Here is a 21,102-nt window from a genome sequence, read left to right as displayed (position 1 = left end):
TCGACGATGAGTCAAGCACTGAAGATTGCGCTGTTCGGCGCCACCGGCATGATCGGTTCGCGGATTGCGGCGGAAGCGGCGCGACGCGGCCATACGGTTACGGCGCTGGCGCGCAATCCGGAGCGGGTTCCGAGTGATGTGGCGAACCTGCATGCGGCACGAGCCGATGTACTCGATGCCGCGAGTGTGACGGCGGCGGCGCGCGGTCACGATGTCGTGGCGAGCGCCTATTCGCCGCCGCACGGCGATGCTGCGACGCTGGCCTTGGCGACGCGGGCGCTTATCGAAGGTGTGCGTGCGGCGGGCGTGAAGCGGCTCGCGGTGGTGGGTGGTGCGGGTTCGCTCGAAGTGGCACCGGGCAAGCAGCTCGTCGATACCGATGGCTTTCCCGAGGTGTACAAGGCCGTGGCGCTTGCGCATCGCGATGCACTGGGCTTGTATCGCGGCGTCACCGATCTCGACTGGACGTTCTTTTCGCCGGCGGCGGTGATCGCTCCGGGCGAGCGTACGGGCGCGTACCGCACGGGTACGGGGACGCTGATCGTCGATGCGCAGGGTGACAGCAAGATATCGGCGGAAGATTACGCGGCTGCGTTCGTCGACGAACTGGAGCAGGGGCGCTTTATCCGGCAGATCGCTACGGTGGCTTATTGAGTCTTGCCGGTTGGCTGGATCGCTGCGGGCGCCGTCGAACCATTGAACGTTCACATCGTCGTGAACATAGGGCTGGTCGATGCCGCTACGGCGATCCGGGCGACAAGCCTTGGGGCATGTACGAGTTCGCCCTGAACGCGCCTGACGACGTGCTGGTTAGAGTCGGATGGCCGACGCGCCTTCGCTAGTCGGAGCGCTCGTTCATGCCGGGGTGGTTTGCTGCACGGCAGCGAGTGCAACACGCGAATCGTCGACTCGCACGATGTCATTCACGTGCGTAGCGATCTGCGCGCCTGCGACACCATAGAGATGCAACGAAACGGCTGATTCGCCAGCAGCCGTGCCGCGAGCGGCAAGATTGCCGAGCCGGTGAATACCACCATGGCCGGCGCGCGTGAACGAAACGGCGCCGCGTCTGCGCAACTGCGTACGCGCTTCGACAGCGCGGTGCGTATCGACATCCCATCTATAGACGGTTTCGGCCAGTACGCCGTCGACGACCGCATAACCACACCACGTATGATGCGCATGCACCGGGCTTGCCTGACCCGGCTGCCAGACGAGCGCGGCGATCGCGTAACGGCCGCACGGATCGGCCGCGAGCAGATGACGGCGGTATCCATCGAGGCTGCCTTGGCGTTGCGCCAGCGATAGCAGCGCCGGGTCCGCGGCGGCCTCGGCGAGCGCCGTGGACACACGGCTCGCGAAGGCTGCGCAGCCCGCCGGATCGGTGGTGCCGGCGCACACTGCTAACGCTGCATCGAGTGCACGGGCGAGGCGTGCGATGGCAGGCGCCTCGATGGATGGCAGACAGGTAGTGTGATTCATCAAAACTTCCGCGATATATTTGATCAGGTTTCAAACACTGCTATTTATACCGACTTGTACGGAGAAAGAGGTTCCTTATAATTCCTCTAGAAACGGGATAAGTAGAATAATTTTCTATATTGGTGTGCTCATGGCAATGGATATCATCGACCGCAAGCTGCTGGAACTGCTGCAGGAGGATGCGACGATGCCGGTCGCGGAACTCGCGCAACGCGTGAACCTGTCGCAGACACCCTGCTGGAAACGCGTGCAACGTCTGAAGGAGATGGGAGTGATTCGGGCGCAGGTCGCGTTATGCGACCCGCGTAAGCTCGGGGTGGGGACGACGGTGTTCGTCGCGGTGCGGACCAACCAGCACACGGAGGAATGGGCGCGTACGTTCACGCAGGCCGTGCAGGATATTCCGGAAGTGGTGGAGGTGTACCGGATGAGCGGCGAGACCGACTATCTGCTGCGCGTCGTGGTGTCGGATATCGACGACTACGATCGCGTTTATAAGCTGCTGATTCGTGCGGTGCCGCTTTATGACGTGAGTTCCAGTTTTGCTATGGAACAGATCAAGTATTCGACGGCGTTGCCGGTGCGGTTTTCGGTGTAGTGCTTATCTGGCGATGAGACGACCGACTAGCCAGGTTTGCAAGATGCCCTCAGCGGTAGAGGCTTAGTCGCGAAACCATTTGGCTAGCTCTAGGGGAAAGGTTTCCCGAACGGCCGGAGCGAGGCGCGCGTATGCCTCCGGCTTTTTTAGCCATGAGACCCGTTCCAGATCGTCCCCCGGGCGGGCGGCGTTCGAAACCGCGCGGCACCGAAAGTAGTTGAGCGTTACGGTGGTATCGGTGAGGTACTGCAGATGCTCGCCCAAGCTCTGCTCGATACGAATCGCCAACGCGGTTTCCTCTTGAATCTCGCGCACAAGAGCTTGTTCAAGAGACTCGCCTTCCTCGACCCGGCCGCCGGGCAGTACCCAAAGACCGCCGAGCCCGGCGGGGTGATAACCATCTACTTTCTTGCCGACCAGGATGCAATCGCCGTGGATGATCAAACCCAGGACGACATTCACGTATTTCATGCTACTTCAGCTAAAGATGATCGATTCTGGCCGTTAAGGCTGTTCGATCCAGAGTTCATTCAGGGACCCGCTTGTACTAGCAGGCCATCGATAATGCTGTTTGGGGCGAGATGGATGCGCCAGGTGGAAGACCCTGACTCGTGAGTAACCTGGTATATGTCCCAACCCTGATTGCCAACACCTACAAACTTGACGCCTTGAACAGGGCCCAGTTCATTTAGGCCCTCCTTCAGATCAGGCAGTTGCTCTCGCGTAGCTTGTTGTAATTCGGGCGACATTTCGGAATATATCGGGTTCCCCGACTGCAAGCCCTCAATGTTACGGCGCAGTGCAGCTTCGGTCCCCGAAGTGGCAATCTGGCTCTTGACCTTCGCAGCGAGCGTCGCCTCGATTTTCTCCCCCTCGGCAGTGGGGATACGTGGCAGTGTCTGTTCGCGACCGTTCTGGTGAACTATCGTGGCAGTAACGTGCCCCTGATTGTCGACGACAAACCTCTGGATTACCTTGACGGTCTTTGCAAAAAACTCCGTATCACTCGTCGGAAATTTTTCAATCCATACTTGTCCCGTACGTTGTGTCTCCAGGTGGTCACCTTCGCGTCGGACTTTCATCACAGACGTATCGCTAGCTTTGTACGTTCCGACATATCGATCGAGAATTTCAGCAGATATCGGCACTTGAGTATGTTCGTTCGAAGCATCGTTCATGATAGGTGGGCTCACTTGTGCGGCCAGAGTAACCAGCGTGATTGACATGCATCCTAGAAGGACTGCAACGAGCACTTTCCGTTTGGCAGGTTTCCGCAGCATCAGCTTTAGACGTCGCTCCAAAAAGGATCTGGACTCGGACATACCGGCTACCGATCCGATATATCTCGATTGCCTTTCTCCCACCGCGATCAGCGTTTCGCCATAAACAGCAACCTTGTGCCCAGCCTTCAGGACTCTCGCGTCGCAGTCGACCTCAATGGCACACCGGAGTCGTCGCAATTGCCACCAGAGTGGCAGGTTCCATGGCATAAGCGCGATGAGACAGAGTGCGATCGTTAGGAGCATCGGGTCACGAGCGTCTATGTGCGACGTTTCGTGCGCGATGACGGCAGCCTGTTGCTCTGGAGGCGAATCGAGCAACCAGACGGGGAGAACAATCCGCGGACGGAGAAGACCGACAACCGCGGGACCAACGTCGGCGGATAGATACACCGAAACGCCGCAGACAGATGCCGCAGTCCATTGCCGTTTGCGCCACTGCAAATTCGTTGCGGTAATCAGCAGAACGAGAATCATCAATACCGACACGGTATACCACGCGTCTTTCGCATGGAATTGAGCGAGCCGGAACGTCGATGAATCACCATCGTGATTCTCAATCCAGACTGCGGGAGATAGATGCGTGGATGTGATCTCATGCAGGGCAATCACGTTCTGAGGTACCGACGGCCTCAGCCCCACGGGAATTTCGATTGAAACCGACGTCATAGCCGCTGGAATTGCGAGCGATGCGGCGATTGCAAGAAGCCAGAACCATCTGCTGGACGATTGTCGTTGCCGTGCGGAGTGTTCGGCAATGAACGCGGCTGCAGATAGAACCGCCGATACCGACACTGCATAAATCATCCACGTCAGCATCGCGATTACTCCTCGCCAGGTTTCTCTTTCAGTAGCTCACGCATACGACGAATCTCTTTCGGCGTGAGATTTTTGTCGGCCACCAAGTGAGCGAATAGCAACTCTGTTGATCCCGCGAATAACTTGCTCGTGAGGTGCTGCAAGGCACTTTTTCGTGCTGCTTGCTGCTGAACTGCGGCTGCATAGCGGTGTCCACGACCTTCTTCCACATGAGTTACATAACCCTTGCTTTCCAGCGTACGAAGGATCGTCAGAACCGTGGTATAGGCAAGGTCATCGGCAAGTCCATCACGAACCTCATTCACAACTGAGGGGCCACTCTCCCACAGTATCTGCATGACGTCGGCCTCCCGGTCAGTCAGCGAGATGTCCAAATTGCCTCCTACTAAAGATGTAGTAGATCGTAGGATCGAAGCAGTGTGCTGTCAACTATTTTTATAGTTGATGTGGGCCCCGAAGCCTCACCATGGAAGCTGTGGTGCCGTGAGCGCGAGTCTTGATGTCGCGTAATTGATCTGAAAGTGAATTGCGCCGAACTCGACCGGAATAGATATTCGACAGCGTTTTCGGTGCGGTTTTCGGTGTGGCGCCTGTCACGTCAGAACGAGTAGCCCGGCTACTTCTCCTGCACGCGCTTTAGCCGGACGAAATGCACACCATCATAGGCATTAGTCAGCGCCCGCCCATCGCTCTTTCTGATCTTGAGAAAGAACAGGGTAGGCGACACGTTCGGATCGCCACCGCATTCCTGAGTGTGATTTTCCCGAACCCGGACAAGGAAGTACGATCGTTCGTCGGACGTTTCAAATTCCAGGCAATCGATCTTGTCCGTGGTTAGCTGGTACTTGCCTGTGAGTGTTTCCGCTCTTGCCGAGGCACGATCTTCGTCAGGAACAGCTAGAGGCTTCGCACTGGCGTGCGTGCAGATAGAGAGCGCAATAACAGCGAGTGCATGACGAATCATGATGTTCCCGTGCTGTCGTACTGGTCGAATGTGGGTGCGCGAATGATCGATCGGCTTTAGCCTGGTCACATGTTTCGCGTCTGTAGTGTATCCGCGAATATTTCTTCCATCTAGTTTCTCTGGTTAGCCAGCGCCGCATAAGCAACCGCGATCGCTGCCGCCAGCCTCGCGTTGTTAAGACCGAGCTGAACGCTACCCGTCCCACTGCTTCCCCCGGTCAACGCATCGACACGGGAAATCAGAAAAGGTGTCACGGCCTTACCGGCGATACCTTCTGCGTCCGCTTCCGCCAACGCCTGCTCGATCGCGAGATCGACGACCTCGCGCGGCAACGCAAAGGGTTCGGGAATCGGATTCGCAACGACAATCCCATTGTTCAAGCCCAGTTCCCGGTTCGATTTCATGACCCGCGCGATCTGCTGGGGATCATCAAGCCGCACGTCGACGCCAAACCCGCTATCGCGGCTAAAGTACCCGGGGAGGTTTGCAGTGCGATAGCCGATCACCGGTACGCCGTGCGTTTCCAGGTACTCGAGTGTCAACCGGATATCGAGAATCGATTTGATACCGGCGCACACGAGTGCCACCGGCGTGCGCGCTAGTTCCTGCAGATCGGCGGAGATATCGAAGCTCTCATGCGCGCCACGATGTACGCCGCCAAGCCCGCCTGCCGAGACCACCCGGATCCCCGCCAGGTCGGCCATGATCATCGTCGCCGAGAGCGTGGTCGCGCCAGTGCCGCCGGACGCCACGAGTATCCCGATGTCGCGCCGGCTAACCTTCGCCACTTCATGACCGCCGCGGCTAAGGCGTTCAATCTCGTCACGCGTTAGACCGATCTTGATGCGACCGTGCAGAATCGCACAGGTAGCAGGCAATGCGCCGTGCGCGCGTACTTCGGCTTCGAGCCCAAGCGCAGTTTCAGCGCTCTTTGGCCAGGAGGAGCCATGCGAAATGATCGACGATTCCAGCGCTACAACGGGCTTGCCCGCATTCAGTGCCGCAGCGACCTCCGGTTGGATCTCCAATAGTTCGCTCGATGACATGATTCGCTTCCCCTCAAGACCACTCGCAGCGACGCATAGTGCGGAATTCACGCGGTACCCGATGCTGCGCCCGACGACACCCGCTCGCGTGCTCTCGCCAGCGTGAGCGCGGTGTCTTCGATCATATCCTCCTGACCACCCACCATGCCACGCCGTCCGAGTTCAACAAGGATGTCGCGAGCCGGAACACCGTACCTCTTCTCCGCGCGCTTCGCAAACAGAAGGAAGGAACCGTAAACGCCCGCATAGCCGAGCGTCAGTGCATCGCGATCGATGCGAATCGGAAAATCCATGATCGGCACGACGAGATCTTCCGCGACGTCCTGTATCTTCCAGACGTCGACACCGGTCTCGATGCCCATGCGCTCGCATACCGCGACAAGAACTTCCATCGGCGTGTTGCCCGCACCCGCGCCAAGTCCCGCGGCGGCGGCATCGATGCGAGTCGCGCCCGCTTCGATAGCGGCGATGGAGTTGGCTACGCCCATCGCGAGGTTGTGATGCCCGTGAAAACCGATTTCGGTTTCGGGCTTCAGTGCTGCACGCACGGCAGCAAGGCGACACTTAACGTCGTCGGGCAGCATATAGCCCGCCGAGTCCGTTACGTACACGCAGTTTGCGCCATAGCGCTCCATCAGCTTCGCCTGGCTGGCCAGACCTTCTGGCGAATTCATATGCGCCATCATCAGGAAGCCCACGGTATCCATGTCGAGGTTGCGCGCCAGCGTGACGTGCTGCTCCGACACATCGGCCTCGGTGCAATGCGTTGCCACGCGGATCGTGTTCACGCCGAGTTCGTGCGCCATCCGCAGATGATCGACGGTGCCGATTCCCGGGATCAGCAGCGCCGAAACACGCGCCTGCTTCATGAGCGGCACGACCGCGGAGAGATATTCCTCGTCGGTGTGCGCGGGGAACCCGTAGTTCACCGAGCTTCCGCCCAGACCATCGCCGTGGGTCACTTCGATCAGCGGTACACCTGCCTTGTCGAGACCCTGGGCAATGGTCTTCATCTGTTCAAGCGTCATCTGATGCCGCTTGGGATGCATACCGTCGCGCAGTGTCATGTCATGCACGACGATCTTGCTGCTCTTGACGTTCATGTCCGGTTTTCCTCAGTGGATGACGGGTTCGAGCTTGAGCGAGCCGCGCAGGATCTCTTTGGCGAACATCTCGGCGGTGCGCGCTGCGGCTGCCGTCATGATGTCCAGATTGCCGGCGTATGTCGGCAGATAGTCGCCGAGTCCTTCAACCTCGAGATAGATCGAAACGCGCTCGCCGTCGAATACCGGACCATTGACGAGCCGGTAACCAGGCACGTACTGACGCACCTGTTCGATCATCTCGTGCACGGACTTTTCGATCGCGGCGGCATCGGGCGTTCCCTCGACAATGCAATGGACGGTGTCGCGCATGATGAGCGGCGGGTCTGCCGGGTTGATGACGATGATGGCCTTGCCCTGCGCTGCACCGCCCACCTTCGCAACAGCGCCGGCTGTCGTGCGCGTGAACTCGTCGATATTCTTGCGTGTCCCTGGGCCGGCCGAGCGGCTCGACACCGTGGCGACGATTTCGGCGTAGCGTACCGGCTGAACGCGCGAGACCGCGTGCACCATCGGTATCGTCGCCTGGCCGCCGCACGTCACCATGTTGACGTTCATCTCGCCCGTGCCCACGTGCTGCGCCAGATTCACCGACGGTACGCAGTAAGGCCCAATCGCCGCGGGCGTCAGGTCGATCATCATGACGCCCAGCGCATTGAGCTTGCGTGAATTCTCTGCATGCACATAGGCGCTCGTCGCATCGAAGGCGATCTGGATGCCGTCGGCTTGCACATGCGGCAGCAGGCCGTCCACACCTTCGGCGGTGGTCTTCAGACCCAGCGCCCGCGCTTTCTTGAGACCGTCCGACTCAGGGTCGATGCCGACCATCCACACCGGCTCCAGCACCTCACTGCGCTGCAGTTTGGCCAGCAGATCGGTGCCGATGTTGCCGGGACCGATCAATGCACATTTCACTTTGTTCGTTGACATGCCCACTCCTGAGATCAGACAAACCGGACCGAGCAACTGCCGATGCCGTCGATGGAAACCTTGAGGCTGTCACCCGCTGCGACAGGCACCATTGCGGCCAGCGAGCCCGACAGCACCACGTCGCCGGCTCTCAGCGGCTCGTTCAGCTGGCCAAGCGTGTTGGCGAGCCATGCCACTGCTTCGAGCGGATTGCCAAGCGCGGCGGCGCCGGTGCCGGTCGTCACCACCTTGCCGTTCTTCTCCAGCGTCATTGCGCAGTCGATCAGATCGACCTCGCGCGGATCGACCATGCGTTCGCCCAGTACGAAAACGCCGCAAGACGCGTTGTCAGCCACCGTGTCTTCGATGCGGATCTTCCAGTCCTTGATGCGCGAGTCGACGATCTCGAAGCAGGCCATCACACCTTCCGTTGCAGCGAGGACATCCGCGGCGGTCACGCCCGGGCCCTGCAGGTCGTGCCGGAGCAAGAAGGCGATCTCTCCCTCAGCCTTGGGCTGGATCAACGAGGCGGCCGGGACGCTTTCGCCTTCGCGGTAAAGCATGGCGTCGGTGAGCATGCCGAAATCGGGCTGATACACGCCGAGCATGTCCATGACAACCTGCGACGTGACGCCGATCTTCTTGCCGATCAGGCGCTCGCCTGCTTCGACGCGCCGGGCGTTGACGCGTTGCTGGATGCGGTATGCGTCGTCGATCGTCAGGTCGGCGTGGCGGCTCGTGAGCGGTTCGAGCGCGTGGCACGCTTTCACTGCGGCATACAGTTCGTCGCCCAGCGAGTTGATCAGCGCGTCGTTCATGATTTCACTCTGTCGAGTGAGGTCGGTTCAGCGGAATGGCGAGCTGCGAACAGATCACCATCGAGTGGATAAAAGTCGGACCACTCCAGCAGTTGCTGGCTCGTCGTACCCACGCCACCGCAGGCGATCACTACAATGCGCTGCGCGTCCGGGAAATACTCCGGAATCCGTGAGAGTGCCGCCACCGATGCACCGCACGCCGGCTCGGTCAAAAGACGATGCTCCTCGAGCAGGATCACGCTGCCTTGAATCGCTTCGGCATCGGTCACGAGGCAGTTGCGGATCGGATGCTCGTTTGCGAGTGTGACGACGTGCTCGGCTACCTTGCTGGCACCAAGCGACGTGGCCACGGACTTGATCCCGGAGATCGTGACCGGTTTGCCCGCTTTAAGCGCCTGGTTATAGGAATCAGCACCATCGGTCTCGACCGTAAGCACCGGGGTGTCGGTCCAGCCCACCCGGCGCAATCCTTCGATAACACCAGCGAGCAATCCACCCCCACCAACCGAGCAAACGACCAGATCGGGGCGCTCGGTTTGCCTCGCGATCTCCTCGATCATCGTCGCGTGTCCTGCCCATAGTAGAGGATCGTCGAACGCATGGAGCCAGGCGTCGTTGTCCGTCAGAATCGAGCGGGCGTACTCGTTGGATTCGATGAACGCAGCGCCGTGAACCACGACCTCGGCTTCTTCTCCGCGAATGAGCGACTTCGCGCGCTCCGATGTGGTTTGCGGTACGACGACCGTTACTGGAATGCCAAGCTCGCGGCCTGCATAGGCCACTGCATACCCGGCGTTGCCGCCGGACGCGGTGACGAAACGCCGGGCACCATTGCGCTTGTGTTCCTCGCACGCAAAGCCGACACCGCGCAGCTTGAAGGAACCGCTTGGTTGCAGCGATTCCAGTTTGAGAAAAATGTCTCTACCGGTCTTGAGCGAGAGCGCACGGGACTCGATCAACGGTGTTTCGATATGCAGTGTCATGGAGTTCAATCGCCGTTAGCCAAGCTGGATCACAGCGGACACTTCAACCGGACAACGGAACGGCAGGCTCGATACGCCTACTGCAGCGCGGCTGTGCCGACCTTTATCGCCAAGCACTTCTACGAGAACATCTGATGTGCCGTTGATCACTTCCGGATGCGCCGTAAATTCGGTGGCTGCGTGTACGTAACCTGTCACGGAGCAGACGCGAATGACGCTCAGGTCGTCCGTCAGTTGCGAGCGAAGTTGCGAGAGCAGGGCAAGCCCGGCGAATCGTGCCGCTTCTTTTGCCTGTTCGATGCTGACTTCCGTGCCGACCTGGCCCATGGCGAACGGTGTGCCGTCCTTGAATGCGACTTGCCCTGAAATATGCAGGAAGCCCGCTGCCAGAACGGTGGGTACGTAGTTGGCGATGGCCGCTTTCGGCAGTGGCAATTCGATGCCCAGTTCCGCGAGGCGACGATCGAGTTCAGTGCGATTCATAGGTTCTCCTTGATGGCGAAACAAGTGGCGACGCATTCGGCGAACGGCGCCGGTGGATCGCTCAGGCTGACGATCATGGAAAGGCAACGACCTTTCCCCATGCCTCGAAGTTAAAGGACATGCGCTCGTTCCACTTGTAAAAAATTGAGTGGGTTGCGGGCGAGGATTTGATTGAGGGTAGGGAGCGGGATATGAGCGCGCGGCGGACGCGCCGCATGGCGCGCTTATTTGCCGGGATCTAAAGCTTCAATACTGCGATGGCGACACGCCGAACGCTTGCCGGAAGGCTCGATTGAAATGACTCTGGTCGTAGAAACCGACTTCCTGAGCCACTTGCGTCAGACACGCATCGGGGTGACTTAGCAAGGAGCACGCGCGCTCCAGCCGCAGGCGCACGAGCCACGCATGCGGCGTCATACCGACGGTTTGCTTAAAGAGCTTGAGAAAATGAAAACGCTCGAGGGCGCAAAGAGCGGCCAGCTCTTCCAGCGTGATCTTCTCGGCCAGGTGGACATCGCAATAATCCCTGACGCGCTGCCACTGCACCGACGTGAGCGTGCCCTTGATGAACTGCGGCTTGACCATACGCGTTTGAGAAAACAGGCGGTCAAGCAACATCAACCATTCGGATTGCACCTCCATGGGCTCGGCCTCCTGGGCCGCCCGCAGCGCATCGTGCAGCCGGGACAAATGGCCGGCAAGCCGCACGTCCTGAAGCACCGTTCCGCCGAGCGCAGGAAAACGATCCTGCCCGGTGATTTCCTCGGTGATTCCGCTCAGCAGTTGAGGGGAGACACGAAACGTCTTGAGCGTGTAGGACTCGTCCCCGGCGCTGTTGCCATCGTGCACTTCGCCCGGTGGCATGAGCTGGATGGTGCCCGGTGTCAGTAGCAGGGTTTCGCCATGAAAGCCCTGGCGCTGAACGCCGTCGGTGACTAGCGCGACGTGATAGTCCAGATGGTAATGACGCTCGAAGCGAAAATCGGAAAACCGCGCCTCGCTAAGCACGAGACCCGGGATCTCGTTGCTGCGCTTGTACTCGACGCGATCTTTCATCAGGGCCTCCAGCAGGGCTTTTCCTTCGACACCGGAGCGAACCTTGGTGTCCCGGCAACGATCAGGAAGGTGACGTTCATTATAGACAACCCACCGTGGCCTATCGGTCGACGTATTGCATCATCGCTAGCCGCGCGTATCGACGATGATCTTCGCGTTCGCGCCCGACTCGACGCGTTCGTGGGCCTTCGCAATGTCCGTCAGAGGAAAAACCTCGACCTGGGGATGCTGGAGCGCGCCGCGCGTGAGCAGTGGCGTGAGCGCGTCGATAGCGGCGCGCCTGACCGGAACGGGCAGGTTGTAGACGATAAAGAAGCGCAGATTCGCGAAGCCGACGATCATCGGTCGGAACGGCACTGCGATCGATGCTGCCCCCGAGCCGTAGATAATCACATCGCCACCGAACTTCAGCAGGCTGCCGTATTGACCTGCATTCGCCGCTGCGTCGACTTCGATGATGACGTCCACGCCTTTTCCGGCCGTGATCTCGCGCACCGAGGCAACCACGTCCTGCTCGTTGCGATTGATGACCCACTCGGCACCCAGCCGGGAAGCGAGCGCACATTTCTCCTTGCTACCGGCCACACCGATCACGCGGGCGCCCGAGCGCGCGGCAAGCTGCGTCGCATAGCCGCCGACCGCGCCGGTGGCGCCGTAGACGAGAACCGTCTTGCCGAGCAATCCTCCGCAAACGTGCACGGCGTACCAGGCCGTCAATAGCGGAATGCCAAGCGACGCGCCGGTTTCCGTCGAGACGCCGTCAGGCAGAGGGGCAACCTGACTTTCGGGTAGGGCGATCAGCTCGGCGGCTGTACCGAATGGTCGTTGCCACTGGCCGTTGATCGTCCAGACCCGCTGGCCGATCAACTGTTTCGACACACCGCCTCCTACGGCTTCGATGACGCCGGCGCCATCGCTGTGGGGAATGACGCGTGGAAACTCCATGGCTGTACTGGTGACGCCCGAGCGCGACTTGACGTCTGACGGATTCACCCCCGAATGGGCGACGCGCACCAGAACCTCGCCCGGTTGCGCGACTGGATCGGCTTGGTCGCCAACGACGAGAACGTCGCCGGCCGGACCTTTCGAGGTGTAATAGGCGGCCTTCATATGCATTAATCTCCGGGCTGATCTGATGAAGAATAAATTACTGGACGACGCGTCCCGAGCGGGTCCGCGAACGTAGCGTTGCCGATACCCTGAACGATCGCGCGTCAATACGCTTGTAAAAAAGTGATCATTTCAGCGAGTCGCCCGCAAGACGCGCGTAAAGATGAAAGTCACCGGGTGTACCGCGCACCATCCGGTACGAACGCAGCAGGCCCTCGTATTGAAAGCGACTTTTCTCGAGAACCCGGGCCGAGCGGACGTTCGTATCGAGTGTCGTCGCCTGGACCCGAACGAACCCCAACTCCGCAAACGCCCATTCCGTTACGGTCGTGCACATTGCGCTCGCAATCCCTTTGCCCCAATGAGACGGCGCGAGGTCGTAAGCGATTTCCCCGACGCGATTGATAACCGAAATCGAATGAAAACCTATCGTGCCGATCAGGTGGTTGTCGGTATCATCGATGATCGCGAGTCGCCGGATCGAGGTCGCGACGGTCGATTCCATTCCGTCGAACATCGGTGTCAGGTCATCCATGCTGTGCAGGTCCCAGCTGGTGTGCTGAATCACCTCTGGAATGGATAGATACGCATACCATGCGGCTTGATCGCTGCGTTCGAGGTGCCTTAGCGAAACGCCAGGGTAACTGGACTTGGGTAGTGTCTGATCTTTCATGAATTCACATAGATCTGCGCGATGTGCTGATTGCGTCGATCATAACGCGGAGTAGCGCCGTGCGTTCCATGTCTCCAACTGAAGACTATCTACTCGATTTCCACCAGCGTTTCACAGGCGCAACTAGTGCCGCATTCGCGCATCTTCCAGCGCAATCGAAGTCTGTGGAATACGCATCGTCGTATCACGTGCTCGCTTCGCTCGTGGACGATTCGAGCGCTGCGCGCGTTGTCGTCGATCTGGGCTGTGGCGACGGCTATCTGCTGAAGTTGCTGGCAGATCGTGATCTGCGCTCGTCTCGCCTGATTGGCGTCGACATGAGTCAGCATGAACTCGACGCCGCACGCAAGCGTCTTCCGGACAATGTGTCGTTGCTCAGAGAACGTGCCCAGTCACTATCGATAAAAACCGGCACGATCGATATTGTGCTGTCGCATATGGCGATCATGCTGATGGGAGACGCCGATCAGGTCGTGGCAGAAGTCCGCCGGATTTTGCGCCCTGGTGGTGTGTTTGCCGCGATCGTGGGGCGCGAGTTTTTGCTTGGCGAAGCGATGAATACGTTGATGGAGGTATTCAGACCGATCGCTCGCGATAACCTCGCGCCTTTAGCGTTCGGCGATCGCCGCACCCACGACGAAGCAGGCTGGCGTGAGCTGTTCGGTTCTGCTTTCAACGCATTGACGTTCGAAGATGTAGATGTTCCGTGGCAAACCACACCCGATGCGCTCTGGCATTCGCTACTGGAAACGTACGATATCGATCGGCTGCCCGATGAGGCGCGCGATGAATTGCGGACGCGTTTGCTCGCGGAATTTGTGCGCCTGGTGCAGGCGGACGGTGCCATTCACACCGGATTCGGCTTGCGTCTGATTCGTGCCCATGCGGGGTGAGTCTGTGTAGACGCCGCCGTTCAGCTTCTGCCGTGTCGTTCTAGAGCGCCTTCCTGGCAGCCCGCAATTCAGCGAGCAACGCCGAACCCGACCACGAGGGACGCACCTCGGCTCGCTCCGCTTCGTGCACCAGTTCGCACAGTCGTTCATTCACCGGCACCGCTCGCCCAACGCGTTGACCAAGACGAACGACTTCGCCATTGATCCAGTCAACTTCCGTCATACGTCCCGCCGCCAGATCGTCCGACATCGACGATCGCGCAACGGGATCGATCGTCAGCATCGCGCGACCGAGCCGCCTGAACAACGCATCGGGCACGCCCAGAACGCGTGGTATCCAGGCCGCAGGAACCGCCGTCAGTTGCGCGGGCTGTATGTCGACGCGCTTCAGAAGCGCGAGCGCTTCTTTCTGCGCCATGCCGAGGCAAAGCCGATACGCACGTAGCGAGAGTTCTTCGTACAAAGGCCGGTTCGCCAGCGCGTTGATCGCATTGTTGAGGTTGAGCAATAACTTGGCCCACAGCACCGGCACCATGTCGGCGTGCTGGATCAGTGGCAGGTCCGCTTTGCTGAACTCGTCGACGAAGGGCTGCATAGCCGGCGATTGCCTGATCTCCAGCGCGCCCGATGAACCCTGGTGATAGGCGCCGGGAGCCGGCTCGATGACATTGAACGGCACCATCCCCTCGAGCACCGTGTTGTGCGGCAACGCGGCGCGCAGCACGTCCGCGTTGCCTACACCGTTCTGGAAGCTGACGACGACCGTGTCAGGGCGAAGCACGTTAACCAGTTCTGCCGCGACCGTCGGCGTCGCGGCAGACTTGACGGTCACGAGGACGAGGTTTGCCGAGGCAACCGCCGAAGCCTGCGTCGATACATCGATCCGCTCCGGCGCCACATGCCAGCGCCGTTCGTCGTAGTGCGACAGCGTGATGCCTCGACTGCGCAACTGATCGCCGACGCGCGCGCGCCCAACGAAGCTGACATCGCTTCCTCCGGCCAGAAGCCGTCCGCCGATGTAGCAGCCGATCGAACCCGCGCCGTAGACACAGATTTTCGCCATGCCGTTTCTCAAGCGACGTGCGCCGCTAGTCCGCGTAGCCAGGATTGCGTCGATCGAGTCGACGGAGCAGGCCGGGCCATACCAGCCGCCCTGGGCTCGTCCCCTTCGTCACCTGCGCGATCTGCTGCCGGATGCCCTCGAGAATCGGCGTTGCGATAGGGTTCAACTTTCCGCCACCGGATTGCGCGCGCACCTGGATCATGCAGGCCGCCTCGAAGAAATACATCGCGACGAAAGCGTCCGCCGGCGTCGCGCCAACGGTGAGCAAACCGTGATTGCGCAGCATCAGGTTGGTCCTGTTTCCGAGGTCGTGAACGAGACGCGGCTTCTCGGCTTCATTGAGCGCGATGCCCTCGTAGTCGTGGTAACCGAGCGACGCCAGCACACCCAGCGATTGCTGTGAAAGAGGCAACAGTCCCCCTTCCTGTGCCGACACGGCGACGCCGTTGATCGAGTGGGTATGCATCACACAATGCGCGTCTTCGCGCGCCGCATGCACGGCGCTATGAATCGTGAAGCCGGCCGGGTTGATGTCATACGGCGACTCGGAAACCTTGCGACCATCGAGGTCGATCTTGATCAGCGACGACGCCGTGATCTCGTCGAACATCAAGCCGTATGGGTTGATCAGAAAATGATGTTCCGGACCGGGCACGCGCGCCGAGATATGGGTAAACACCAAATCGTCCCAGCCAAACAGCGCGGTCAGGCGGTAGGCTGCGGCGAGATTGACCCGCGTCTCCCATTCGGCGGGCGATACGTCGTTTTTCAGGCTGTCATGAGGCGAGGTCACGGCACACTCCTTGTTCGATGATTCAGGCAATGAAATACACGGGGACGATGCCCTGCGATCGCCAGGAATTCGCGTCGTCAGGGTCACGTCCGCATGATGGCCTGAAACCGGCCTCGAATCTGTCGGATAGGCGACAGGTCGACGCTACTTGAAGAGGGCGACTCGCCGTTCGCCGTCAACTGCCAGGGCTATACGAATCGAGCAGCTTCAGCGTCACACCGTTGGTCCAGCCAAAGCCATCCTGCAACGGATACTCGCCGCCGCCCCCACCTCCGGTGCCCGCGCCTTCCACCACATACTTCTCGACGAGTTTGTGCTGCGTGGCATACAGGCCCTGCACGTCGGTGAGAAAGCGCGTGCCGATCTGCGTGGCGAGTGCAGTGTTCCCATAACGCGTCAAACCGGTGAGCGCAATCCAGTGCAGCGGCGCCCAGCCGTTCGGCGCGTCCCATTGCTGGGTCGTGTTGTAGATCGACGTTGCGAGGCCACCCGGTTTCAGCAGCACCGACTGCACGACCTGGGCGGTCTGCTGCGCACGCTGCGGCCACGCCGCGCCCACGAACAACGGATACAGCATCGCCGGTGTCTGGTTGTCGCGCGACTTCGCGAGCTGCCAGTCGTAGTCGCTGTAGTAACCCTTGGTGTTCCACAAGTAGAGGTTGATGGCATCGGCGCGACGGATCGCGTTGCCAGTAAATTCGATCACGCAGCGAAAATCGCGCGTGATGCTACAGCCGCGTGCGATCGTCGTTTCGAGGTGAAACATCAGGCTGTTCAGATCGACGGGCACGATCGAGGTGGTCCGTACGGTGGTCAGCGTCGCGTTGTCACCGAACCAGCGCGAGCTGAAATCCCAGCCGCTTTCCGCTGTGGCGCGCAGATCGCGGTACACATCCGACGGTGCGCGGCCCAGTGTCTGCTGAGCCAGTTGCGCGGTCTGCACGTCCTCCAGATACGATTCGTCGCGTGGCGTATCGAGTGCGTCCCAGTAGCGGTTCAGCACGACGCGGTTGGGCATCACCACGACATTGCCCGACGCATGGCCGGGGCTCGTCGTGTGGGCGCCTTGCATCCAGTACGCGTACTCCTTGCGCAACTCCGGCAAATACTTCTGATAGACGCTATTGCCTTCTTTCTGGGCGGCAAGCTCGACCATGAACGAAAAGAACGGCGGCTGTGAGCGGCTCAGATAGTACGTGCGGTTGCCGTTCGGAATATGGCCGTACGTATCGATCATGTACGCGAAGTTGTCGAGCATGTCATCGACCAGATCTTCATGGCCAGACTCCTGCAAACCGAGCATCGTGAAGTAGGTGTCCCAGTAGTAGCCCTCGCGAAACCGTCCGCCCGGCACGACATAGGGCTTCGGCATCGGGATCAGCGAGCTGTAGTCGGGGGCGCTCGTCGTGGTGCGCGTGAGCGCCGGCCACAACCAGTCGATATGTTCGCGCAGCGTCTGGTTGGGCGGCGGCGTGACGCTTTGATCCGGTGGTGGCGTGAAGTACTCGTTGACGAATGCCAGCAGCGAAAAGCCAGGTTTGTTCTTCGCTGCTTCGTACGCGGCCACGATGGCGGTGGGCGTGGCGTTCGGTGTCGCATCGACGAAAGTCTTCTGGTCCGGGAAGATCTGCGCGGTCTGCACGGCGACGAACAGATCGCCGTACAACTGATCGGGCGGTGCGGGCAATGTACCGCCGACTTGCGTGTCGGCGGCAGACACACTCGCGAAGCCTGCACACCACGCAAGCGCCGCGAACGTGACCGTGCGTCGTAACGCGGACAGATGAGAACCGGGCTCAGCATCGCTCCGAATGGCAACAGGATGTTGGATATGCGACGGGATTCTCATGTCTTCTCCATGAGCCGGTCGAACCGGCGAGATATATTGAGTTTCCCCCCGTCTTTCAGCTCCAAGGGGCGAGGGTCATGCTGCCATATTTCTCCGGTTTCTGTATGGTGGGAGTCGTGTTATGTGCTATGCATAGACGCGGTTTGTCACGCATCACGTTGTGACGTATCGATGATTTGTTTTCAGAAGGCACGGACGGTTGTATCCGCAACAACCGAAGCACTCCTGCGACGTGGTGGCGCACCCTTGCGCGTTGCAAGGCGACCGCAAGGCAGGCGGGCGTAGAATGCCGGCTCTGTCATGACCAATCCGCGAACCGAGCTGTCTTATGAACGAACCGCGCAAGCCCAACCCGACTTTCCGTATCGCAATCTTTATCGTGGTCGTGGTGTTGCTGGTGCTCGCCACGCTGCTCTACAACGCGATCACCGAAAAGCGCGAGTACGAGCGCGATAATCCCGCGCCGGTGGCAGCGACTGCACCGGCCGATACCAACGCCGCTTCGGCAGCGGGCGCCTCGCAGTAAGCCGTCGCGCCTGCCTGCAGCGCAGCCTACGCGTCCGGCAACCGGATCAGGCTCGCGTCCTTGCGGATCTGAAAAGACGCCGCGATCATCTGCTTGCATTGATGTGCGAGCAGCTTCAGTTCGTGAACCGCATCGGCCGGATGATCCGGCGATTTCTCCGCATCGATCACCATCGCGTCGAGGTCGCGCGCCATCAGCTTTGCGGCGTCGCTCTGATCGGCGGGAGCGGCGGTGCCTGTTTCGGCGGCGCTCAGGTTGTCGCGCACCAGCGTCAGCGCGCGTTGCAGCGGCTGCTGTGAGACGCTGTCCTGCTGTTGCTGGGTCGAGGCACGCAACAGCGGCGCGGCCGCGGTGATCTGCGACGCGAGGACGTGGCTGCGTACCAGCAGGTCGTTCAGCTCCGGTACGAACTTCTGCGCGGCTTTCGGTTCGAGCATCATGCGCTGGAACGCCTGGCCGAGATTGGCAAACGTTACGTGCATGTTCTTGCGGGCGAGGCGATAGCGATAGTCGCGGTCGAGTGCGCTGGCCGCGGCGGCTGCGGCGGGTGTGGTCGGAGTCGTTGCGCGCGTGGCTGGTACGACGGCGGGCGTGGCGACAGCATCGCTCGATGCATCGGTAGCGGAGCTGACCGCAGCGCCTGGCGTCGTGGCGGCAAGCTCCGCATCGGCCATAGCCGCAGCCGGCGCCCGCGCACCGGCTTCAGTGACGGTAGCCGCAGGAACAGTCGCCGCCGCCGCGGGCTTGCCGCTCCACCACCAGCTCGCCTCCAGATACTGCCGCGTCGCCGCGATCATGTCGTTGACGAGCTTGCCCATCAGCCGGTATTCCCAGTACGGGAACAGGTGGCTTGCGGCGATCGCGAGCGCGCAGCCGATCACCGTATCGATCGCGCGTTCGCCGATCAGACGCATGCTGCCCGGCGCGAGCAGATGGAACAGCAGCAGCACATACGACGACGTGAACACGACGCTCGCCGTGTAGTTGAACAGCAGCAGGCTGTAGCTCATCACCATCGACGCGAACATCACGATTAGCAGCAGATGCGGTTCCTTGACGAACATCATCAGCGCGATGCTGGCCGCGCAACCGATCAGCGTACCGATGATCCGCTGGCTATTGCGCTGTCTTGTCAGCGAGTAGCCGGGCTTCAGGATGATGACGGTCGTCATCACGATCCAGTAGGCGTTGGTGAGCGGCAGCAGCCGGCCGAGCCAGAAACCGACCGCCACCGCGATGGTCACGCGCAGCGCGTGACGAAAGCTCGGCGACGCCATCGTCAGGTTCGTGAAAATCTGCCCGAACGGCACGCGCCGGCTCGACACGAAACGCGACAGCGCCTGGTCGATGCGCAGTTCGGTTTCGGTCGTCGCGCCTTCGTTCGAGACACTCTTGCGCATCCGGTCGATCAACCGTGTCGCGCTCCATACACGCCGGAACGTCGACGATACGGCCTGGTATGCCTCTGGGGTTTTCGCCGGCACATCGTGCTTGCGCATCAGCTCGATTTCGAACTCGATGGCGCGCAGTTCGGCCTTCACATTGATGCGGCTGCGCGGCGGCTGGTTCTGCAGCACGGCGAGGCCGATGTCTTCGAGATCGGCGGCCGCCTTGCGGATCAGGTCGCGATAGAACACCATCAGGTCCGAGCCGCCGAACGTATTGCGCACGAGCGGGTAGTCGGTATGTGCGCCGACGAACAGCTCGTGCAGGTCGACGGTATTGATGAAGAGATTGAAGAGCATCGCGCGGCGCGGGCCGAGCTGACCGCTCTTCAGCTTCGGCAGGCCGCGCACGACGATGTCGCGCGCCGCATCCTGGCGCTCCACCGCCGCGATCTGCTTGGTGACGAGATTGCGATAGCACTCGTCGAGATCGTTGTCGAGATCGTAGAAGTCTGCACGAGCGAGCAGGTAATCCGCACACGCGAACACGCTTTCGGCGAGCGCCTGCTGTTCGATGCGGCGCGCCTGCCAGCTCGTCACGAGCGTCGACCAATACGTGTACCAGAGGCCGCCCACCAGAATCCACGCCGCATTGACGAGCGCCTGCATCGGCGTGAAGCTTTCCTCGAGCGTCATGACCATCATGAACAGCGTGGCGAAGCTGATCTGCGGCCAGCGATTGCCGTACACGACGATCAGCGACAGCACGAACGTCAGCGGTACGACGGTACACCACAGCGCGACCACGTTGACCGTGGCGAGGCCGGTGGCGAGCGCGGCGAGAAAGCCGATCACGCTGCACGCGAGCATCTCGTTGTGCTTGTACTTGAGCGGGCCGGGCATGTCGACCACGCAGGCGCCGAGTGCGCCGGTCGCGATCGTGAAGCCGAGGTCGCGATTGTGGAAGACGATCAGGCAGAGCACGGCCGGCAACGAAATGCCCACTGCAATGCGTAAGCCGCCGTAGAAGTACTGGCTGTAAAGAAACTTCTTGATTTCAATCGAATAGCGCATCGACTGCCGTGTCTCGTGCGGGGAAGAATCGTGCGTAAATGAAAGGCGCTGGCGCATGCAGCGCAGAACCCAAACGCCGTCGAGTCTAACTGATTTTGCACGCTGTCTGACCTCGTTCGCGCGCAGCGGTTCTGCGGCGGCGGTGCCTTTGCTATGCTGTCGCTTCAGGTCCGTCCCGGCTCGCGCATCCGCGCC

The 21,102-nt window shown here is 60.5% G+C and carries 22 protein-coding genes; 4 read left to right on the top strand and 18 right to left on the bottom strand.

What is annotated here, in order from left to right; genetic code table 11:
* Nucleotides 1-6 precede the first annotated feature (6 nt).
* A complete protein-coding gene (locus tag BWP39_RS09155) occupies nucleotides 7-654 on the top strand; it encodes an NAD(P)-dependent oxidoreductase (RefSeq protein ID WP_096719099.1) in 648 nt (215 codons plus the stop codon).
* Nucleotides 655-855: 201 nt separating this feature from the next.
* Here the strand turns inward: BWP39_RS09155 and BWP39_RS09145 are convergent, their stop codons facing one another.
* The gene (locus tag BWP39_RS09145) at nucleotides 856-1,482 is read right to left on the bottom strand and encodes a cysteine dioxygenase family protein (protein ID WP_096719097.1); all 627 of its coding nucleotides are present in this window, start codon (nucleotides 1,480-1,482) and stop codon (nucleotides 856-858) included.
* 130 nt (nucleotides 1,483-1,612) lie between these two features.
* Here BWP39_RS09145 and BWP39_RS09140 point away from each other — a divergent pair, with 130 nt between their 5' ends.
* Nucleotides 1,613-2,080: an Lrp/AsnC family transcriptional regulator gene (locus BWP39_RS09140; protein WP_096719095.1), complete on the top strand. Its 468-nt coding sequence runs from the start codon at nucleotides 1,613-1,615 to the stop codon at nucleotides 2,078-2,080.
* Between the two features lie 63 nt (nucleotides 2,081-2,143).
* Here BWP39_RS09140 and BWP39_RS09135 read toward each other — a convergent pair whose 3' ends face one another.
* From BWP39_RS09135 to BWP39_RS09075, 13 genes are all read right to left on the bottom strand, one after another.
* Nucleotides 2,144-2,551, bottom strand: coding sequence for an NUDIX domain-containing protein (locus BWP39_RS09135; RefSeq protein WP_096719093.1), 408 nt, complete (start codon nucleotides 2,549-2,551; stop codon nucleotides 2,144-2,146).
* Nucleotides 2,552-2,610: 59 nt separating this feature from the next.
* On the bottom strand, nucleotides 2,611-4,179 hold the full coding sequence (locus tag BWP39_RS09130; protein WP_096719091.1) for a M56 family metallopeptidase: 1,569 nt from the start codon (nucleotides 4,177-4,179) through the stop codon (nucleotides 2,611-2,613).
* A 5-nt stretch (nucleotides 4,180-4,184) separates the two neighbouring features.
* The gene (locus tag BWP39_RS09125) at nucleotides 4,185-4,553 is read right to left on the bottom strand and encodes a BlaI/MecI/CopY family transcriptional regulator (RefSeq protein WP_096719089.1); all 369 of its coding nucleotides are present in this window, start codon (nucleotides 4,551-4,553) and stop codon (nucleotides 4,185-4,187) included.
* A 242-nt stretch (nucleotides 4,554-4,795) separates the two neighbouring features.
* On the bottom strand, nucleotides 4,796-5,143 hold the full coding sequence (locus tag BWP39_RS09120) for a hypothetical protein (RefSeq protein WP_096719087.1): 348 nt from the start codon (nucleotides 5,141-5,143) through the stop codon (nucleotides 4,796-4,798).
* A 110-nt stretch (nucleotides 5,144-5,253) separates the two neighbouring features.
* Nucleotides 5,254-6,189 (bottom strand): pseudouridine-5'-phosphate glycosidase, encoded by a 936-nt coding sequence (locus tag BWP39_RS09115; protein WP_096719085.1) that lies wholly within the window; start codon nucleotides 6,187-6,189, stop codon nucleotides 5,254-5,256.
* 47 nt (nucleotides 6,190-6,236) lie between these two features.
* Nucleotides 6,237-7,292 (bottom strand): 4-hydroxy-2-oxovalerate aldolase, encoded by a 1,056-nt coding sequence (dmpG, locus tag BWP39_RS09110; RefSeq protein ID WP_096719083.1) that lies wholly within the window; start codon nucleotides 7,290-7,292, stop codon nucleotides 6,237-6,239.
* A 12-nt stretch (nucleotides 7,293-7,304) separates the two neighbouring features.
* A complete protein-coding gene (locus BWP39_RS09105) occupies nucleotides 7,305-8,222 on the bottom strand; it encodes an acetaldehyde dehydrogenase (acetylating) (protein ID WP_096719081.1) in 918 nt (305 codons plus the stop codon).
* 14 nt (nucleotides 8,223-8,236) lie between these two features.
* Complete coding sequence (gene dmpE, locus BWP39_RS09100; protein WP_096719079.1) at nucleotides 8,237-9,019, bottom strand: 2-oxopent-4-enoate hydratase; 783 nt, start codon at nucleotides 9,017-9,019, stop codon at nucleotides 8,237-8,239.
* Complete coding sequence (locus tag BWP39_RS09095; protein WP_096719077.1) at nucleotides 9,016-10,002, bottom strand: pyridoxal-phosphate dependent enzyme; 987 nt, start codon at nucleotides 10,000-10,002, stop codon at nucleotides 9,016-9,018. The genes dmpE and BWP39_RS09095 overlap by 4 nt, the downstream gene beginning before the upstream one ends.
* A gap of 15 nt (nucleotides 10,003-10,017) precedes the next feature.
* Nucleotides 10,018-10,485, bottom strand: coding sequence for a RidA family protein (locus BWP39_RS09090; RefSeq protein ID WP_096719075.1), 468 nt, complete (start codon nucleotides 10,483-10,485; stop codon nucleotides 10,018-10,020).
* A gap of 246 nt (nucleotides 10,486-10,731) precedes the next feature.
* On the bottom strand, nucleotides 10,732-11,541 hold the full coding sequence (locus tag BWP39_RS09085) for a helix-turn-helix transcriptional regulator (RefSeq protein WP_096719073.1): 810 nt from the start codon (nucleotides 11,539-11,541) through the stop codon (nucleotides 10,732-10,734).
* A 126-nt stretch (nucleotides 11,542-11,667) separates the two neighbouring features.
* Nucleotides 11,668-12,651: an NADPH:quinone reductase gene (locus tag BWP39_RS09080; protein ID WP_096719071.1), complete on the bottom strand. Its 984-nt coding sequence runs from the start codon at nucleotides 12,649-12,651 to the stop codon at nucleotides 11,668-11,670.
* Nucleotides 12,652-12,778: 127 nt separating this feature from the next.
* Nucleotides 12,779-13,324, bottom strand: a complete 546-nt coding sequence (locus BWP39_RS09075) for a GNAT family N-acetyltransferase (RefSeq protein ID WP_096719069.1) — start codon at nucleotides 13,322-13,324, stop codon at nucleotides 12,779-12,781.
* Between the two features lie 68 nt (nucleotides 13,325-13,392).
* On the opposite strand from BWP39_RS09075, the gene BWP39_RS09070 reads away from it, so the two are divergent.
* Nucleotides 13,393-14,217, top strand: coding sequence for a class I SAM-dependent methyltransferase (locus BWP39_RS09070; RefSeq protein ID WP_235851401.1), 825 nt, complete (start codon nucleotides 13,393-13,395; stop codon nucleotides 14,215-14,217).
* A 40-nt stretch (nucleotides 14,218-14,257) separates the two neighbouring features.
* On the opposite strand, the gene BWP39_RS09065 is transcribed toward BWP39_RS09070, so the two are convergent.
* The 3 genes from BWP39_RS09065 to treA all read right to left on the bottom strand — a co-directional run bounded on the left by BWP39_RS09065 (nucleotide 14,258) and on the right by treA (nucleotide 17,922).
* Entirely contained in the window at nucleotides 14,258-15,280 is a 1,023-nt protein-coding gene (locus BWP39_RS09065; RefSeq protein ID WP_096719067.1) for a 2-dehydropantoate 2-reductase, read from the bottom strand.
* 25 nt (nucleotides 15,281-15,305) lie between these two features.
* Nucleotides 15,306-16,073 carry a class II aldolase/adducin family protein gene (locus BWP39_RS09060; RefSeq protein WP_096719065.1) on the bottom strand — a complete coding sequence of 256 codons (768 nt, stop codon included), beginning with the start codon at nucleotides 16,071-16,073 and terminating at the stop codon, nucleotides 15,306-15,308.
* Nucleotides 16,074-16,248: 175 nt separating this feature from the next.
* Nucleotides 16,249-17,922, bottom strand: a complete 1,674-nt coding sequence (treA, locus tag BWP39_RS09055; RefSeq protein ID WP_096719063.1) for an alpha,alpha-trehalase TreA — start codon at nucleotides 17,920-17,922, stop codon at nucleotides 16,249-16,251.
* A gap of 328 nt (nucleotides 17,923-18,250) precedes the next feature.
* Between treA and BWP39_RS09050 the strand changes: the two genes are divergently transcribed.
* The gene (locus BWP39_RS09050; RefSeq protein WP_096719061.1) at nucleotides 18,251-18,448 is read left to right on the top strand and encodes a hypothetical protein; all 198 of its coding nucleotides are present in this window, start codon (nucleotides 18,251-18,253) and stop codon (nucleotides 18,446-18,448) included.
* A gap of 26 nt (nucleotides 18,449-18,474) precedes the next feature.
* On the opposite strand, the gene BWP39_RS09045 is transcribed toward BWP39_RS09050, so the two are convergent.
* Nucleotides 18,475-20,907, bottom strand: coding sequence for an FUSC family protein (locus tag BWP39_RS09045; RefSeq protein WP_096719059.1), 2,433 nt, complete (start codon nucleotides 20,905-20,907; stop codon nucleotides 18,475-18,477).
* Nucleotides 20,908-21,102: the final 195 nt, after the last annotated feature.

It is taken from the genome of Paraburkholderia acidicola, from assembly GCF_002362315.1.
GTDB lineage: Bacteria > Pseudomonadota > Gammaproteobacteria > Burkholderiales > Burkholderiaceae > Paraburkholderia > Paraburkholderia acidicola.
The sequence above is the reverse complement of the archived record's forward strand: the minus strand, read 5'-3'. Positions and strand labels throughout refer to the sequence as shown.